This window comes from Tenacibaculum sp. IMCC1, from assembly GCF_054906355.1.
In genome coordinates, this window is sequence record NZ_CM142818.1 from 1,909,760 (window position 1) to 1,928,150 (window position 18,391).

Below are 18,391 nucleotides of genomic sequence, written 5' to 3' on the forward strand. Positions count from 1 at the left end.
AAATTAAAAGTTCGTTTATATATTACGCAAATGTAAGTTGTTCAAACTTATTTACAAAAACAAATCTACAAAAACTTACAATAAATACAAGTTTTTGAAGGACTAATTTATATCACTTTCAGCTCTTTCCCAACCTTTACAAATGCTTTTATAGCCTTGTCTAGATGGTCTTTATCATGAGCTGCAGACAACTGTACTCTAATTCTTGCTTGTTCTTTTGGAACTACTGGATAAAAGAAGCCAATGACATAAATACCTTCTTCTAACAACCTATTTGCCATTACTTGTGATAATTTAGCATCGTACAACATAACTGGAACAATTGCAGCATCAGCTCCTACTAAATCAAACCCTGCTTTTTCCATTTCAGTACGGAAATAGTTAGTATTCCATTCTAGTTTATCACGCAATGTAGTATCATTAGCTAATAAATCAAATACTTTTAAAGATGCTCCTACAATAGCAGGTGTTAATGAGTTTGAAAATAAATATGGACGTGAACGTTGGCGTAAAATTTCTATAATTTCTTTCTTTCCTGTGGTATATCCTCCCATAGCTCCACCAAGTGCTTTCCCTAAGGTTCCTGTAACAATATCAACACGATCCATTACATTTTTTAACTCTACAGTTCCTCTCCCTGTTTTTCCAATAAACCCAGCTGCATGACATTCATCTACCATTACCATAGCATCGTACTTATCTGCTAAATCACAAATTTCATCTAACTTCGCTACGATTCCGTCCATAGAAAAAACTCCATCAGTTACAATAATTTTAAAACGATGTCCTTGCTTATTTGCCTCAATTAATTGCTCTTCTAATGATGCCATATCGTTATTATCATAACGATAACGTGCTGCCTTACACAAACGCACTCCATCAATAATAGATGCATGGTTTAAACTATCAGAAATAATAGCATCTTCTTTGGTTAATAATGGCTCGAAAACACCTCCATTGGCATCAAAAGCTGCTGCATATAAAATAGTGTCCTCAGTAGTATAAAAATCAGCAATCTTTTTTTCTAGTCGCTTGTGAATATCTTGCGTTCCACAAATAAAACGTACGGATGACATTCCAAAACCATGCGTATCCATTGTGTCTTTTGCTGCTTGAATTACTTCTGGATGATTTGACAACCCTAAGTAGTTATTAGCACAAAAGTTAATCACTTCTTCTCCTGTAGATATTTTTATCACTGCGTCTTGTGATGAAGTAATAATTCGTTCTGACTTATATAATCCAGCATCTTTTATATCCTGAATTTCTTGTTGTAATTGTTCTTTTATTTTTCCGTACATAATTTATGTTTGAAAGTTGTTTGCTATAATGGGTCAAAGTTAGTTGTTAAACTTCTTCAACCAAAATTTCTTCGTCAATATATACAAGTAGTTTTTTCAACACCTTAAAATTCAATGCTTGTAATACTCTTCCATATCGCAATAATTGCTGATGATATGCTTTAGAGGGCTTCCCTGTTTTGTAATCTATAATCACGACTTCGTCTTTCGAATAAAAAACTAACCTATCTGGAATTACTATTTGCCCATCAATATCTACAATTTCTCTCTCGTTAAACACTACAACTTCTTCAGAAAAATATTCTTTTAACTCAGAGTGATTTGCTATTTGTTGTATATTTTTTATTACTTCAGATGATTTTTCTCGTGGCAATACTCCTTGCTGTTCATAACGATAAACCACTTTCTCAACATCTTCTTTCGTCTTTATTTCTGCCATCATTTCATGAACCAAATTACCAAACTCAATAGCTTTTCCTTGTTCTGTATCCCATAATTTTGATGCACTTGCCAGCATATGTATATTATGTTCTTTCCAAGGTGTAGATATAAAGCACTCTTGTATTTGAACTCCTGATGCTTTCTCTTTTAAAATACTTACCCTTTCTTTATTTCCAAAGGAATACTCCAAAACTTCATCATTCCATTCACCTACCTTTTTTAGGTAGTTAATAAATACTCCCGAGTAAAAATTCGTATTTTCTTCTCCTTTGGATGAAATTTTATTTTCTGTTACAATATATAATTGCTCAACAGCCCTAGTGAGTGCTACATATAATAAATTGAAATTATCTAATTCCAGCTCTTCTCTTTGTTGTTCATAAATCTCAAAACCTCTATCATTCACATAATTCAACTCTTTATTAAAAGGAACGAGTAATTCTTTAAACTTGTCGTAATTCTCTGGTAACTCATTTAACCAAACTTTCGGATTTACTTGCCTGTAAACATCTAAATCATACGGAAAAATAACTACTGGAAATTCTAAACCTTTTGATTTATGAATTGTCATAACCTGTACCGCATTTCCACTCTCTGGAGCTACAATGCTCAGCTTATCTTTTTTTTCCGACCAATAATCTAAAAATTCTTGAATACTTGTTCCTTTTCGTTGTTGTTCTAAAACCACATCTAAAAAGAATTGCACATAGGCATCTGATGAAGCTATTAGCTGAAAACTTCTAATAATTTCCTCTATTTTCTCGTAAAAAGGTAACTGATGAAATGTAGATAAATCAAAAAATGTTCCATATTCTTTTAACTCTAAAAAGAGTTTTTCATTTGGTTGATGTATTAAACTATCGATAAACAAGTGCTTATCTTTAGCTACTTTTAAATGTTCTTGCAAAAAATAAAGCATTTCCAGACAGGTTTCCTTATCATTTGGATGCTGAATTACTTGCAAAACATTTACTATAAAATTGACTTTAGAACTATTTTCTAACAGTAATGTTTCAGAGGAAACTATATCAATTCCGTTTTCAGATAAGTAATTTGCTACTGCAATTCCATCTTTCTTTTTACGAACTAAAATACAAATCTCATTCAGCGTAAAGTCAGCTTCTAAATTTTTAACAAGCTCTAAAACTTTCTTTGGATACTTAATTCCTTCCTCTTCTTTATTTTCTTCTTTCCTTAAAAAAGAAAGCGAGACATATCCCCCTTTTTTAGCAGTTGTTAATTGTTTATTTCCTTCAATAAATAATTGTTTATATGATTCGTTTTGAAGAAAATTTGCTGTATGTTGAAAGAACTGATTATTAAAATTAATCACCTCAGCATAACTTCTAAAATTAGTTTCTAAAGTCCTTACTTCTTTAGAAATTTGAAACGGATTATCTTTTTCTGAACCCAATCCTATAAATTGTTCTGATTTACCTCCACGCCAACGATAAATTGCTTGTTTTCCATCACCTACCAACAACAAATTACTATTTTCTTGTGCTAGCGCATTATCTATTAACGGTATTAAATTTTGCCATTGTAAGGTTGATGTATCTTGCATTTCATCAATAAAATAATGCATAAATCGTTGCCCGATTCGCTCGTAAATAAACGGAGCAGGTTGGTCTTTGATGTTTTCAGAAATTAAATGATTGAATTCTGCATTCAATCTTAAATTATTTTCTTCTTTTAAGTGTGTTAATTCTTGATTGATATTGTTTAAAACTGCTAATGGAATAATACTTTTCAACGCTAGCTTATTCATTGAAAACTGTTGATATAACTTTTCCGATTCAGTGTACAAACTCAATAACTTTGGCAAAACCCCCTCAATTGCAGATTTTATATCCTCTGATTTTGATTTTGAATAAAAGTTACCCTCCTCAATTCGTTCCCTTAATTTACTTTGATCAAAAAACTTTGCTTTTTCAGGATTTTTAGACAGTGCTGCAAAATGATTTGGCAACATTGATCGGTAAAAATCTTTATGATCTAGCTGTACTGATTGAATAGCTTGCAAAGCTTCTTCTCCAATTTCTTTCCAACGTTTTTTTATTTGCGTTTGATGTTTTGACAACTTTGTTTTTAGATTAGTAAAATCGGCAAGTTCGTTATCAGCTAGGTTTTTAAAATGCTTGGTATCATCTTCATTCAACAAAATTTTAGCAAACTCATTTAATTCACGAGAGATATCCCATGATTTATCATCATCTGCTTTATCTAGAGAAAAATCAATAAGTAATTTAGTCAACGCTTCATCACTTCCTATTTTTGAAATCAGTACATCTACTGCTTCATTTAGCAAAGAAACAGCATCCATTTCCACTTCAAAATTAAGTGGTAGCCCTAAATCATAAGCAAAACTCTTAATAATTTTATGTGTAAAACTATCAATCGTAGTAATTGAAAAAGCAGAATAATTTCGAAGAATTTCATTTAATATTTTTTTACTTCGGTCTTTTACGACACTTCTATCAAGTAATGTTTCTTCTAAAATAATCTCAAGCAAATCATTTGCTTCTCCTTCTGCAAAAGCTTGTAAGTTATCTAATACACGCTCTTTCATTTCACCAGCCGCCTTGTTGGTAAACGTAATTGCCAATATTTTTTGAAAGCGAAAAATATCTTCAGATTGCAACAAAACTTTTAGATACTCTTTAACTAATGTAAAAGTTTTACCACTACCAGCAGAAGCATTGTATACTTGAAAAGTTGACGGGTTTTCTAACAAAGTAAAATATAATTAGGTAGGCAATTTAACCAAAAAAAGATTCCCGCTTTTGCGGGAATTGTACTTTTATGTTTCATACGAGGGTTTTTCTATCCTAAACCAACATCTAACGACATCATTACTATAAACCCACCAATAAAACCTAAGGTAGCAATATCAGTATATTTATCTCGTTGGGTTTCAGGAATTACTTCTTCAACTACTACAAAAATCATCGCTCCTGCAGCAAATGCTAATGCATAAGGTAAAATTGGCGTAAAAAAAGATACCGCTACTGCACCTAGAACTGCTGCCATAGGCTCAACGATAGCTGATAATTGTCCGTACCAAAAACTTTTAAAACGACTTACGCCTTGTCTTCTTAATGGCATTGCAACTGCAAATCCTTCTGGGAAATTTTGAATTCCAATACCAATAGCTAGCGAAATAGCAGCAATTATCATTTCGGTTTGCTCTACCCCAACCATGGTTGAAGCTGCTCCAAACAACACTCCTACTGCCAAACCTTCTGGAATATTGTGTAAGGTAATTGCCAAAACCAACAAAGTTGTTTTATGCCAATTTGTTTTAACTCCTTCAACTTCGTCTTCTTTAAAATTAATATGCAAATGTGGCAACCATTTATCCATTCCAAAAAGCGCCAAAGCCCCCAGAGCAAACCCTATTGCCGAAGGAAGTACTTTTACAAATCCTTCACCCGGACTGTTATCAATTGCAGGTGATAGCAAACTCCAAAAACTTGCTGCCACCATTACTCCTCCTGTAAAACCAAGCATTCCATCTAAAACAGCTCTATTCATTTTTTTAAAAAAGAATACTAAACTTGCTCCTAAAGCAGTTAAACCCCAAGTAAATAACGAGGCATACAAGGCTGCTTGAATTGGGTGTTCTTTACCAAAACTTACTAGTTGATTAAATAAATTCATTTATAAAATTATTTCTTATTATTTGCTTAACGTGGTTTTTGAATATATAGATTGCTTGCTATTTTATTGGATACTGTAAGAGTTTTTCCATCCATTTCTATAACTAAAGAACCATCAAAAGGCTCTTTTTCTACCACTTTTATTTGTTTTCCTAATGCTATTTCTTGCTTATCTAAAAATCGTAAAAACTCTGAAGAACTATCATCAACTCCAACGCAAACACCTATTTCATTTTTCTTTAAAGTAGACAACAAACTTTTTTCTATTATTTGCAGGTTTCCTTCTTTATCTGGAATAGGGTCTCCATGCGGGTCTCTTTTTGGATAATCTAAAAAAGCATCTAATTCGTTAATTAATTTTGGAGATTTAATATGCTCTAACTGTTCTGCTACTTCATGCACTTCATCCCAAGAAAAATTAAGCTTATCTACCAAGAAAACTTCCCATAACCTATGTTTACGAACAATATTTGCTGCTATTTTCTTTCCAAAATCAGTTAATGTTACTCCTTGGTATTTTTTATAGCTAACTACGTTTTTTTCTGATAATTTTTTAACCATATCAGTTACTGAAGAAGCTTTTGTATCTAACTTCTTTGCAATCGCATTCGTGCTAATTCCTTTTTTGTAATCAGCAGCTAAATGATACATTGTTTTTATATAGTTTTCTTCAGATTGACTAAACATTATATTTTTTTTAGGTATGCAAATATATAGTTTTTGATTTAATTAAACATATTTTTAGTCAAGACTAAAAATTAATTTATATTTGCAAAAATATTTAATTTCAAAAACTGTTTAACAGTAAACTATTTTCAACATGAAAAATCATATTACCTTAGTAATTATATTATTATCAACTATTGTAAGCGGACAAACAATTAAAGGGAAAGTCACTTCATCTTCAGGAGAAACCATACCTTTCGCTAATGTATTTATAAAGGGAACAGAAAACGGAACAACTACAGATGAATCTGGAAACTACACATTAAAAACAGCTAAAAACAAATTTGTTTTAGTTGCTTCATCTATTGGTTTTTTATCAGAAAGAAAGACTATTACAATAAACGCTAACGAAGAGAAAACTGTAAATTTCATACTGACTGAAACTGCAGAAATTCTAGATCAAGTTACTGTTACTGGAACACGTACTGATAAACGCAGAACTAACAGCCCAGTTATAGTTAATGTTATCAATAGCCAAACCTTATCAGACGTACAAGCTTGTAACTTATCTGAAGGGTTAAAATTCCAAACTGGTTTACGTGTAGAAACAGATTGCCAAACTTGTAACTATACCCAACTTCGTATGAATGGTTTAGCTGGCGGGTATTCACAAATTTTAATTAATGGTCGTCCTATTTTTAGTCCGTTAACTGGGTTATATGGTCTAGAACAAGTACCTACTAATATGATTGAACGTATAGAAGTAGTCCGCGGTGGTGGCTCTGCCTTATATGGTTCAAGTGCCATAGGAGGAACTGTAAATGTAATTACAAAAATTCCGAAGAAAAATAATTACAGCATTGGTTATACTTATCAAAATATTAAAGGAGTTTCAGATCACATAATTGCTGGAAATGCTACAATAGTAAATGAAGACAGAAATGCTGGTGCTTCGTTTTTTATCAATAATAGAAAAAGAGACCTGTATGATGCTAATGGTGATAATTTTTCTGAATTACCTGAATTGAAAAATAATTCCTTTGGAACTAATTTACTCTTCCTTCCAACAGATAATCAAAAAATAGAGGTTAACTTTAGTAAAATGAATGAATATCGTTATGGTGGTGAAATGGTAGATAAAGCTCCTCATTTTGCGCTACAATCAGAAGAACGTGTGCATGATGTTTATGTAGGAAATATTGATTATCAAATTAATTTTAATGATGACAAAAGCTCTATAATTTCCTATTTAGCTACACAATATACCGATAGAGAACACTACACAGGAATTCGCCCTGACACAAACACTCCTGAAGACACAGAACATTTAGCTAAACCACCATATGGTAACTCTACGACAACGACTTTTCAAGGAGGTTTACAATTCAATCATAAATTAGAGAAATTTTTAGGTGGAAATAATGTACTGACTATTGGAGGCGAATTTGTACAAGATGATGTTTTTGATGTTATAGAAGCATACGAGTACAAAGTAGATCAATTAACACAAAACTTCGGATTCTTTTTCCAAAGCGATTGGGAAATCAACAAGCAATTAAATTTACTAACAGGTATTCGTTACGACAACCATAAATTAAACGCTTTAAAGCAAGACGGAACAGAAAAAACTATTGTAAACAACGTAGCTAGTCCACGAGTATCTTTACTATACAAGCCTTTTGAAAACACACAAATTAGAGGAACTTGGGGAACTGGTTTTAGAGCTCCACAAGCTTTTGACACCGATTTACACATAGCTTTTGCTGGTGGTGGAATTTCTCGAGTATTATTAGCAGATGATTTAAAAAGAGAACGCTCTAACAGCTACACACTTTCATTCAACTACGACAAGCCTACTGAGCATTATATTTACGGATTTACTTTTGAGAGTTTTTACACTAACTTAAAAGATGCTTTTTATTTAGAGTCTATTGGAGAAGATGAGTTTGGTGAAGTTTTTGAAAAAAGAAATGGTGATGGCGCCGTAGTAAAAGGAATTACTTTAGAAACACGATTAAACTACGATGGAATTCTACAGCTAGATGCTGGGTTCACCTACCAATCTAGTAAATACAACTCAGCTGTAAACAACTCAGACGAACTACCCTTAAAAAAAGAATTTTTACGTACACCAAACACTTACGGATATGCTACTGCGACTTATACTCCAAACCAAAAATTTAAAACAGCTCTAAATTTAGTATATACTGGAAGTATGGAAGTACTACATTTAGCTTCACCCAAAAATTTAACAGAAGACGAATACTTTAGTTCTCCTTCTTTTTTTAATTTAGGGGTTAACGCTAGCTATACATTTAATTTAGAAAAACTAAACACGAACCTAGAATTTACTACTGGAATCAAAAATCTTTTTGATGAATACCAGTCAAAATTTGATATAGGTAAAGAGCGTGACAGCAATTTCATTTACGGTCCTGCTACACCGAGAACCTTTGTTTTTGGTATAAAGTTTACAAACAATTAATGCTTTGATAACATATAGAAAGTCCGTTAACATTAACTAAACATTCTAATAATACAAACGTAATTTACACCTAACATTAGCTTTACTATTTAACTTGAATTTTGCGGGATAAATAAACAGAATTCAAAGATTAGAATGAAAAAAATATTATTTATAGCTTTTTTAAGCTTATGTAATCTAGCATTTTCTCAAAGCAAAGGTACTGTTACTGGTACAGTTACTGACAAAGAAATGAGCGGAGAGGCGTTACCTTTTGCTAATGTCTTTATTAAAGGAACTTCTATCGGGGGGACAACCGATATGGACGGTAAGTACACACTTAGTGTACCTGCAGGAAACCAAACCATTGTGTTTAGTTTCGTTGGTTATCAAACTATTGAAAAACAAATAGTAATAAAAGAAAACGAAACACTTATAGTAAACCAAGAATTAGGCGCTAATGAAGGGGTAGCACTTGACGAGGTTAAAATTAACGCAACTGTTAGTAGAGAAAAAGAAACTGCTTTACTATTAGAACAAAGAAAAGCTACAGTAATTAAAGAAAGTATTGGAGCCCAAGAACTATCTAAAAAAGGAGTTAGTGATGCTGCTACTGCTACAACTAAAGTAGCTGGGATATCAAAACAAGAAGGTTCCAATAAAGTTTATGTTAGAGGTTTGGGGGATCGATATAACACAACAACTTTAAATGGATTACCTTTACCTTCTAACGACCCTAGGTTTAAGAACATATCTTTAGAGCTTTTTGGGACTGACATGATCCAAAACATTGGAGTAAGCAAAACTTTTTCTGCTAATTTAAGCGGAGATGTTTCAGGTGCAAATATCGATTTAGCTTCTAAAGAACACTCTGGAAATTCTTCAATCAATATTGGTTTTTCTTCTAGCGCTAACACACAAACAACTGGCAAAAGTTTCAAGACAATTGATGGTGCAAATTGGTTTGGTATAGCTAACAACACTAAACATAAAGTAACTAGTCTTAATATTTTACCTTTTACAGATAATTTTACTCCAAATAATACTCACGCTGCTTTAAATACTAATTTATCAATCTCAGGTAGTAAGAGGTTTGATATAAACGAAGACTCAAGTCTATCTATGTTTTTAGTAGGTTCCTTTGGAAATAAATATAACTTCAGAAATGGAATATCAATAAACTACCTTAGAAATGATGGATCAACAGGAAACCGCTTTACATCTGCTAAACAATATAATTATGAAACTTCCAAAATGTTGATGGGGAATTTTATTTATAAGATTAATAATAATCATAAAGTTTCTTATAATTCATTATTCATACACTCAAACAATCAAAACATACAAGATTATTATGGAAAAAAGCCTGATGTTGCTGATTCTGAAGGAATATTTGCTAACATAATTCTTCAAACAGAAAACCAAAATAGACTTTTCGTAAATCAATTATTATCCGAGCATAAATTTGGTGAATCTATTGATTTAAATTTAGGCGCAACATATAACATGGTTAATAATGATGAGCCTAATAGAAAGAAAAATATTTTTGTTGTAAATAAAAATGACAATACTATAAAGTTTGCTTCGGGGGCTGCTAGAAATAATAGTAGATACTATCATAATTTAACTGAAGATGATTTTGCAGCTAAGACTAGCTTAATTAAATATTTTGGAACAAGAATAAAAGACGAACACAAAGCTAAGATAACTTTAGGGTACGAATTTAGAAATACTGTTAGAGACTTTAGAGCTATTTATTTTGATTATGATTTAGCTGCTCCTACAGAAGTTGACCCAAATAATATTAGTCAAGTTTTAAATCAGCAATCATTAGACAATGGTGTTTTTAGATTAAAAACTGGATTCGGATTTGGAGACAACGCTTTAGATCCTTTCACTTATGATGCTGATAAAATGACAAATGCCGCTTATGCCATGTTAGATTATCAAATAACAGATAAGTTCTTTATGAATATAGGTGCTCGATATGAAAATATCTGGATGGATGTTGCATGGAAAACAAACTTAACAAACTCCACTACAGACAATGGAGGACCTAAAAAGCTGAGAGATAATTATATTTTACCTTCCTTAAACTTAAAGTATGACATTAATGATGATAACTTACTAAGGTTATCTGCTAGTAAAACGTACACCTACCCACAATTTAAAGAAGTCGCTCCTTTTGTTTATGAAGGTGTAGATTATCAAGAAGAAGGTAATGAAAACCTACAACCTTCAACAAATTATAATTTAGATTTTAAATGGGAAATGTTCCCTAATAGAGGAGAATTAATTTCTGCAACCATTTTCGGTAAGTACATTGAAGATGGTATAAATAGAATAGAGTTAAATGCAGCTTCTGACAACTTTTTCTCTTTCAACAACACCGGTAACACCACTATTTATGGAGCAGAAATAGAACTAAGAAAACAAATTCTTAACCTTTCTAAAAACAACGATGAACATGACCAAAATATTAAGTTAGGGTTGAATGCGACATATATGAACACCAATCAAACATTTAATGTTACAAATCAGTTTAATCCCACCAACTCAGAGGAACCTACTGAAGGAGCAGCACCGTTTTTATTAAATACGGATATTTCTTACAATTACAAAAAAGATAATAAAGAAACAATTGCTACCTTAATATTTAATTATCAGGGAGAGAAACTTTACAGTATTGGTTCAGTTAATGGGTTACAAAGTATTTATCAGAAATCTATACCAACACTAGACTTCGTTTTTAAAAGACAGTTCAACAAGAAGCTTGGTTTAAAAATTAATGCCAAAAACTTATTAAACCCTAGCTATGAAATGTATAGAGATGTACCTAACAAACTTGTAACAAAATCTTTCAAAAGAGGAATTGACTTCTCATTAGGGTTATCTTACAAATTATAATTATTAATATTTTATTAAACTTAAGGTAATCTTACCTTGAAGCAATAACACCAAATTTGCAACACTATTTAAAATAAATAAAAGAAAAAATGAAAACAATTAAATTACTATCAATTTTAGCAGTTTCTGCATCATTAATGGTTGGATGTTCTGATGATGACCCAGTTACACCTCCAAGCCAAGGTTTTGATTTAGAAATTAACGGGCAAGATGACTTTGATCCTAAAGACTTAAAAGGAAATGTTAATGCAGACATTACATTAAAAGCTGGAGTTGAATATTTATTAACTAGTTCTTTAAGAGTAAAAGAAGGTAAAATTTTAACTATAGAGCCAGGAACAACTATTAAGTGCAAGGCAGGAGGTACTGATGTTTATGTAGCTGTTGAAAGAGGTGCAAAATTAGAAGCTGCAGGAACGGCTTCTCAGCCAATTGTTTTTACTTCTAATGCAACTAGTCCTAGATTAGGAGATTGGGGAGGTATTGTTATTGCTGGTAAAGCTAAAACAAATAAAGGAGCTGAAGCAGAAACTGAAGTAGCCGGTTTAAAATATGGTGGTACTCAAGATGATGATAACTCAGGAACATTAACGTATGTTAAAGCTGAGTACACAGGAGCTAAAATCAACGGAGATCAAGAATTTAATGGATTTTCTTTCTATACTGTAGGGTCAGGTACAACAATTAACAATTTAGTTGTTTCTAATGGAGCTGATGATGGTATTGAATTCTTCGGAGGTACTGTTAACGTAACAAATGTAATGTGTATTAACATTAAGGATGATATGTTTGACTTTACTGGAGGTTATACAGGAACTATGGACAACATGTTTGGTGTAAGAGAAAACGGATTTAACGATGCTACTGAAGACCCAAGAGGTATAGAAGGAGACAGTAATGGTTCTAACCCAGCAGCTGCACCAATATCTACTCCTACGATTAAAAATGTTACAGTATTAAACTTATCTAGCGTTACAGCTTTAAAAGCAGGAGCTGAAATTAGAAGAGGAACTGAAGCTACAATTGACAATGCTTTATTTGCTGCTTATGGCGGTGCTACTTTTGGAAATTTAATTGACACAAAAGATGATAAGGGCAATGGATTTTTAACAATCACAAACTCTTATAAAATGGGTACTGTTGGTGATAACAAAGAAGGTGGGAATATTACTGGAACTGTTGTAGAAGATGCTGAAGCTATTACTGCTGATGGTGATAACTTAACTGTAAAAGCAGGTAGAGGAGCTGACTTTACAAAATTTTCTTGGACAGGATATACTTTAAAAAAGTAATCTAACTCTAATTAAAAATAAAAAAACCGAGCAATATGCTCGGTTTTTTTGTTTTATAGTTTATTTACTTTTTAGTAATCTGTTGTTAACTCATAAACAAGAAAAAATCTTGATTTTTATAAGTGATTAATTATAAAATATATAAACTATGAAAAAAAAATTATTCCTTTTAGCATGCCTATTGTCACTACAAGCTTTTTCTCAATCTTATAATTCTCACGTTTTCTATTCAAGCTCTAAAGCTTTAGGTACTTTCAATAAAGAAATGGTTGAAAACATTCCTTGTGAAGAGACATTTGATTTTCAAGATTTAATTGGTAGGTTTTATGTGAACATTCAAGACTCAACACCTTTAGAACCAAACAAGTTCTACTTTTTAGATTTTGGTCAGGGCTTCAATTACTATTATTTAACATCTTCAAGAGTTGGTGAACATTCAGATGAAGATTACAGATTAAGCCTTCCTCATTCAATAACTCAAATATCATGTAGAAGCACTCCTTTACCAAAACAAATAAAAAGTTTTAAAGTAAATCAAGCATACTATAAAAATTTTTCAAGAAATACTACTTTTGAATACGAATACGAAATTCAAGGTGATTATAGAGGTAAAAATAATAGTGGTAATAATGATATTACTATCTCTATATACTACAACAGTATCAATCAAAGTAACCTGATAACAAAAACTGTATGGGAAATGGATGAAGAGTTCTTCCCCATTTTAACCAAAAGAGAACCATGGGGAACTAGCTTTATTGACTATGACACCGACCCTAAAAGAAAATTTTATTTGAAATTTGAATATGCTGGTAATTCAGAGATACTTACTTATACGGTTCCTAAAGATACTAGAGATTTTGATGGTGATGGGGTACAAAACTGGCAAGACAACTGCCCCAACCAAGCAGGTCCTTCTTCTAACAATGGATGTCCTGTTGGCAATCCTGATTTTGTAATTGTAAGCATATCTATTGATGCAGGTGGTTTAACCACAAATACGAACGATGATAATTCATTAACTCTTAGAGAAAATCAAGACCATAAATTCTGTGTGAATATTAAAAACACAGGTGCTGTAACTGGCACAATCAACAATACAGCTTTAATCTTAACAAATAATTCCGACTTAAGTAAAGCTAGTATTGTATCAAACCTTCCATATCCTAAGTCATCTTTAACTATCTCTCCTAACCAAACAGGAAAAATGTGTTCAGAAACACATATAAGAGATACTTATTTAGGAAATAATCTCACCAATTTTTATTATTTACATGCTATAGCTGACTATGATAATAACACCTCTGAATCTAATGAGAATAACAATCAGGCTTACACTAGTGTTAACTCCTCTTCTTCAAAAACACCTACTCAGTTGACTATTCATGATGTAAACGGGAATAAGGTTAAAGATACTACTATCAACAATGAAACAGAAGAAACTGACGTTATTAAAAGCCTGCCCAAAGGTTTCTATTTTATTAATAAAGACGGTAAAAAAAGTAAAATTTATAAAAAGAATTAATATCCTTTCTTTAAACAAAAAACCGAGCAAATTGCTCGGTTTTTTTATTTATTCTTTTGGTGGGTTCCCTGCATCAAATGTACTTGAGCTATATTCCTTATCAACTATTTTTTAAACAATTCTACTAATAGTTAATCCATCTCTTATAGGCAGTAATACAGTTTCTAAACGACTATCTTCATTTAAAAGTCTATTATACTCTAAAAGAACTTTAGTGTCTATATCTTTAGGATTTAACTTCTCAACTACCTTTCCGCTCCAAAGTACATTATCAGATAAAATAACACCTCCTTTATTCATTTTTTCAATAATCAAGCGAAAATAGTTTACATAGTTAGATTTATCTGCATCGATAAATACTAAATCAAATTTGGAATTTATAGTTGGAATTATATCTAAAGCATTACCAACATATTGAGTTATTTGGTTTTTATGGTCAGATTGCTGAAAGTATTTATGTTGGAGCTCCTCTAACTCTTCATTTTTATCAATCGTATGAATCATTCCATCTTTTGAAAGTCCTTCAGCCAAGCATAAAGCAGAATACCCTGTGTATGTACCAATCTCTAAAATTGATTTAGGTTGAATTAATTTTGAAATCATAGATAAAACTCTTCCTTGAAAAGCTCCACTTAACATGCGAGGGTTTAAAACCTTTTGCCAAGTTTCTCTACTTAGTTCTTGTAGTATTTTTGGTTCAGCTTGAGAATGTTTAACAACATAATTATCTAATTCTTCAGGTAAAAAGTTCATGTAGGTTGTTTTTAATGGGCAAAATTAAAAAAACGGAATTTATCACTATAATAAATTCCGTTTCAATCTAACAAAAAATCAAAAAATGGTTCTTTAAAAAACCAAAATTGTCTAATTAAATTTACTTAACTGTTCTTTTAATTTTTCTTTGTCTTTACTTGATAAACAAGCGGTATGTTTTTTACAATCTTCTGATTTTAACTTGAAGATATCAGACATTTTTCTATTTTGTTTTGTATACAAGGCACAAATCTTACAAGTTAATAAATGCCAAGTAAGTTGCATTCTTTCATATATAGAAGCTTCTCCATATTGACTTTTGTCACAAATGGTAGTAGCTTCATCACATGTAATTTTTAAAAATTTAAACATTTTTTTACTTATTAAACCAGTTCTTTTCCATACAGCTTCTTAACTGTGTTCTTGCTCTATGTATTATAACCCATAAATTGGACGGAGAAATATCTAACTCCTTACAAATATCTTCAGTTTCAAATTGTTGAATTGTTTTCATTTTAAAAACCATGGCATATTTTTCAGGAAGGCCATCAATACATTTATCTAATTGATTTTTTAACTCTTCATTTTCAATATTCCTATCAGCATCATTATCCCATGTTTGTGGTACTCGCTCCTCAATCCAGTTTCCTTCATTTTCTCCGCTATCATAAAAACTCATTCTAACTTCAGCTTGTCCTTTTTTAGAATTTATTTTTCGATAATAATCGATTATTTTTCTCTTTAAGATTGAAACTAGCCATGTTCGTTCTGTAGACTTTCCTTCAAAGTTTTTAGCAGATTTTAATCCTGCAAAAAAAGTTTCTTGCACTAAATCTTTAGCTATGTTTGAATTATTTACACGAACAACAGCATAATTGAATAAATAATCTGCATAGTTGTCTACCCATTTATCAGGAGATAAAGTATTTGAAGGATTTGTTAGATTCATTAAATCAAAGATAAGTTATTTTTTGTGGAAATAAGTAACATAAATTCTACTTAGTCCATTAGGAGTATTTTTAATAAAATTAATTATTTCATCTAAACTTTTCTTTTTACTTAACTTATTTGAAATTTTACTTTTATTTGTTGTATAATAAATTTTATTACTTGAAAGGTCTACAAAAGGGCAGTAATCTAATTTGTTAGAGTTAATATTTGTTAAATGCCTAGAAGCTAACCATTCGTTATTTCTTCCTTTTTTACTTATGTATAGGTCACCTCTACCTAAATCATCTTTTCTTCCATACGAAGTGAAAATGATAAAACTTTCATCTGGAGCAACAAAGGCATTAAACTCGTATTTTTCAGAATTTACTCCAGGACCAAGAGAAACAGGTTTGGAGTAAACACCATTAATAAGTCTACTTACATAAATATCTTCTTTACCTTTAGAGTTTTCATATTCTGCAGTAAAAAATAGGTCTCCTTTTTTTGTCACTGACGGATAAAATTCATCCGCAGGAGTATTAACTGGCGACCCAATATTTATAGGCTTAGACCAATCATGAGAAAAAGACTCACGTGTTACATACCAAATATCCATGTCTTTCTTTACCTCACCAGAGGTATTATTCTTTCTGTTAGAAGCAAAGAAAAGCTTCAATCCGTCAGGAGACAAAAAGGGCTCTAAGTCTTTATGCCTACCAGAAAAGTTAACAACTCCAGGTTTCTGCCATTTTCCATTTACTTTTTTTGAAAAAGCTATAAACGAATATTCTTTCAAGTAGCTTTCAACAGTGAAATAAAATTCATCTTGATTTTTGCTTATTGAAAAATCTCTGACGTTTGGTAAATCACTAAATAACTCTGGATGAAATAATTCAGGTTCTTGAGCAAAACTAAAGCAAGAAACAAATAAAAAAAGAAATCCAATTTTTTTCATAAAACTATTGTTTAAGGGCTTTACAATTGTTTCTACGTCTCATATCAACTAAGTATATAATCTCCCATTTTCCATTATTATTAAAAAGTTGGAAGGAATTTGCTCCACAATGACTAAACTTATCATTGAGGTAAAATTCGTACAGAGTCCATACAGAAGCTAAATTACCATCCACTTTAATATCCCATGATATTAATTTTTCTAAATAAGTATGTTCTGGTTTTTTATTAGCAATATTAGCAAGCAGTTTAGATTTACTTTCTGTAACTAAAACTTTTTTACCTTCCTTATTAGTAAAAGTAGTTTGAATGTTAATTGTAGAATTAAGAGTTGAGCTTACTAATGTACTATCACCTTTATGAAGTCCTTCAAAAAAAGTTTCAATAGTTTTTTTAATGACTTTTTTTTCTGAGCTTTCTTGTGCACTTATCACAGTTGTAAGAGCAAAAACAATTAATATAGTAAAAACCTTTTGCACGTTAGTTTGATTTAGTTAGGTAAAGCTATTAAAAAAATAAAAGGCTAAAATTTAATTAACAGAAGATTAACGGCATAAAAAAAAGTAAATTAAAGAGATTATGAAAATATAATAAATAAAACAAGTGAATAATAATTATGTATTTTTACAATCCATAAAAAAAAAGAAATGTCAGTAGCAAAAAAACAATATAAAAGAATTACCACTAAATCTCTTGTTGAGATGAAAGCAAATGGAGAAAAAATCTCAATGCTTACGGCTTACGATTATACTATGGCAAAAATTGTTGATGGTGCAGGAATAGACGTAATCTTAGTGGGAGATTCAGCATCAAATGTAATGGCTGGTCATGAAACTACATTGCCTATTACATTAGATCAAATGATATATCATGCAAGCTCTGTAGTAAGAGGAATAGATCGTTGTTTAGTAGTGGTTGACTTGCCTTTTGGAAGTTACCAATCAGATCCTAAAGAAGCATTACGTTCGGCTATTCGAATTATGAAAGAAAGTGGAGCACACTCAATAAAACTAGAAGGAGGAAAAGAAATAAAAGACTCTATTAAACGAATTTTAAATGCAGGTATTCCTGTAATGGGTCACTTAGGGTTAACTCCTCAATCTATTTATAAGTTCGGAACTTATACAGTAAGAGCAAAAGAAGAAGCTGAGGCAGAAAAGTTAATGACAGATGCTTTAATGTTGGAAAGATTAGGTTGTTTTGCTATTGTATTAGAAAAAGTTCCTGCTAAGTTAGCACAAAAAGTTGCTGAAGCTTTAACAATTCCAGTTATAGGAATTGGAGCAGGTGCAGGTGTAGATGGACAAGTATTAGTAACTCACGATATGTTAGGAATGACACATGAGTTTAATCCTCGTTTCTTACGTAGGTACTTAGATTTATATACAGGAATGACAAATGCATTTGAACAGTACATTACAGATGTTAAAAGTCAAGACTTTCCAAACGAAGAAGAACAGTATTAATGTAAAAGTCTTCCTTTTGGGAGACTTTTTTGT

14 protein-coding genes are annotated in these 18,391 nt (G+C 31.3%); 5 read left to right on the plus strand and 9 right to left on the minus strand.

Features of this window, described 5'->3' with window-relative positions:
* Positions 1-107: 107 nt before the first annotated feature.
* The 4 genes from kbl to ACXIHB_RS09050 all read right to left on the minus strand — a co-directional run bounded on the left by kbl (position 108) and on the right by ACXIHB_RS09050 (position 6,088).
* Positions 108-1,301: a glycine C-acetyltransferase gene (gene kbl / locus ACXIHB_RS09035; protein WP_462098087.1), complete on the minus strand. Its 1,194-nt coding sequence runs from the start codon at positions 1,299-1,301 to the stop codon at positions 108-110.
* A 46-nt stretch (positions 1,302-1,347) separates the two neighbouring features.
* Positions 1,348-4,476 (minus strand): UvrD-helicase domain-containing protein, encoded by a 3,129-nt coding sequence (locus tag ACXIHB_RS09040; protein WP_462098088.1) that lies wholly within the window; start codon positions 4,474-4,476, stop codon positions 1,348-1,350.
* Positions 4,477-4,565: 89 nt separating this feature from the next.
* The gene (locus tag ACXIHB_RS09045) at positions 4,566-5,402 is read right to left on the minus strand and encodes a ZIP family metal transporter (protein ID WP_349264673.1); all 837 of its coding nucleotides are present in this window, start codon (positions 5,400-5,402) and stop codon (positions 4,566-4,568) included.
* Between the two features lie 26 nt (positions 5,403-5,428).
* A complete protein-coding gene (locus ACXIHB_RS09050; protein WP_047790684.1) occupies positions 5,429-6,088 on the minus strand; it encodes a metal-dependent transcriptional regulator in 660 nt (219 codons plus the stop codon).
* Between the two features lie 133 nt (positions 6,089-6,221).
* On the opposite strand from ACXIHB_RS09050, the gene ACXIHB_RS09055 reads away from it, so the two are divergent.
* The 4 genes from ACXIHB_RS09055 to ACXIHB_RS09070 all read left to right on the plus strand — a co-directional run bounded on the left by ACXIHB_RS09055 (position 6,222) and on the right by ACXIHB_RS09070 (position 14,255).
* Complete coding sequence (locus ACXIHB_RS09055) at positions 6,222-8,552, plus strand: TonB-dependent receptor (RefSeq protein WP_462098089.1); 2,331 nt, start codon at positions 6,222-6,224, stop codon at positions 8,550-8,552.
* A gap of 135 nt (positions 8,553-8,687) precedes the next feature.
* Positions 8,688-11,438 (plus strand): TonB-dependent receptor, encoded by a 2,751-nt coding sequence (locus tag ACXIHB_RS09060; RefSeq protein WP_462098090.1) that lies wholly within the window; start codon positions 8,688-8,690, stop codon positions 11,436-11,438.
* 89 nt (positions 11,439-11,527) lie between these two features.
* On the plus strand, positions 11,528-12,730 hold the full coding sequence (locus ACXIHB_RS09065) for a hypothetical protein (RefSeq protein ID WP_462098091.1): 1,203 nt from the start codon (positions 11,528-11,530) through the stop codon (positions 12,728-12,730).
* 148 nt (positions 12,731-12,878) lie between these two features.
* Positions 12,879-14,255, plus strand: a complete 1,377-nt coding sequence (locus tag ACXIHB_RS09070; RefSeq protein WP_253055688.1) for a thrombospondin type 3 repeat-containing protein — start codon at positions 12,879-12,881, stop codon at positions 14,253-14,255.
* A 111-nt stretch (positions 14,256-14,366) separates the two neighbouring features.
* Here ACXIHB_RS09070 and ACXIHB_RS09075 read toward each other — a convergent pair whose 3' ends face one another.
* The 5 genes from ACXIHB_RS09075 to ACXIHB_RS09095 all read right to left on the minus strand — a co-directional run bounded on the left by ACXIHB_RS09075 (position 14,367) and on the right by ACXIHB_RS09095 (position 17,371).
* Entirely contained in the window at positions 14,367-15,008 is a 642-nt protein-coding gene (locus tag ACXIHB_RS09075; RefSeq protein WP_159610934.1) for an O-methyltransferase, read from the minus strand.
* A 111-nt stretch (positions 15,009-15,119) separates the two neighbouring features.
* Positions 15,120-15,380, minus strand: coding sequence for a hypothetical protein (locus ACXIHB_RS09080; protein WP_047790690.1), 261 nt, complete (start codon positions 15,378-15,380; stop codon positions 15,120-15,122).
* 4 nt (positions 15,381-15,384) lie between these two features.
* Positions 15,385-15,957 (minus strand): sigma-70 family RNA polymerase sigma factor, encoded by a 573-nt coding sequence (locus ACXIHB_RS09085; protein ID WP_047790691.1) that lies wholly within the window; start codon positions 15,955-15,957, stop codon positions 15,385-15,387.
* 15 nt (positions 15,958-15,972) lie between these two features.
* On the minus strand, positions 15,973-16,893 hold the full coding sequence (locus ACXIHB_RS09090) for a TolB family protein (protein ID WP_167712832.1): 921 nt from the start codon (positions 16,891-16,893) through the stop codon (positions 15,973-15,975).
* 4 nt (positions 16,894-16,897) lie between these two features.
* Complete coding sequence (locus ACXIHB_RS09095; protein WP_462098092.1) at positions 16,898-17,371, minus strand: nuclear transport factor 2 family protein; 474 nt, start codon at positions 17,369-17,371, stop codon at positions 16,898-16,900.
* A gap of 168 nt (positions 17,372-17,539) precedes the next feature.
* Here ACXIHB_RS09095 and panB point away from each other — a divergent pair, with 168 nt between their 5' ends.
* Entirely contained in the window at positions 17,540-18,358 is an 819-nt protein-coding gene (gene panB / locus ACXIHB_RS09100) for a 3-methyl-2-oxobutanoate hydroxymethyltransferase (protein ID WP_159488605.1), read from the plus strand.
* Positions 18,359-18,391: the final 33 nt, after the last annotated feature.

Coding starts and splice junctions, on each gene's coding strand:
- ACXIHB_RS09070 (WP_253055688.1), top strand. CDS start 12,879: ATGAAAAAAAAATTATTCCTTTTAGCATGCCTATTGTCACTACAAGCT.
- ACXIHB_RS09050 (WP_047790684.1), bottom strand. CDS start 6,088: ATGTTTAGTCAATCTGAAGAAAACTATATAAAAACAATGTATCATTTA.
- ACXIHB_RS09085 (WP_047790691.1), bottom strand. CDS start 15,957: ATGAATCTAACAAATCCTTCAAATACTTTATCTCCTGATAAATGGGTA.
- ACXIHB_RS09080 (WP_047790690.1), bottom strand. CDS start 15,380: ATGTTTAAATTTTTAAAAATTACATGTGATGAAGCTACTACCATTTGT.
- kbl (WP_462098087.1), bottom strand. CDS start 1,301: ATGTACGGAAAAATAAAAGAACAATTACAACAAGAAATTCAGGATATA.
- ACXIHB_RS09045 (WP_349264673.1), bottom strand. CDS start 5,402: ATGAATTTATTTAATCAACTAGTAAGTTTTGGTAAAGAACACCCAATT.
- ACXIHB_RS09055 (WP_462098089.1), top strand. CDS start 6,222: ATGAAAAATCATATTACCTTAGTAATTATATTATTATCAACTATTGTA.
- ACXIHB_RS09075 (WP_159610934.1), bottom strand. CDS start 15,008: ATGAACTTTTTACCTGAAGAATTAGATAATTATGTTGTTAAACATTCT.
- ACXIHB_RS09090 (WP_167712832.1), bottom strand. CDS start 16,893: ATGAAAAAAATTGGATTTCTTTTTTTATTTGTTTCTTGCTTTAGTTTT.
- ACXIHB_RS09065 (WP_462098091.1), top strand. CDS start 11,528: ATGAAAACAATTAAATTACTATCAATTTTAGCAGTTTCTGCATCATTA.
- panB (WP_159488605.1), top strand. CDS start 17,540: ATGTCAGTAGCAAAAAAACAATATAAAAGAATTACCACTAAATCTCTT.
- ACXIHB_RS09060 (WP_462098090.1), top strand. CDS start 8,688: ATGAAAAAAATATTATTTATAGCTTTTTTAAGCTTATGTAATCTAGCA.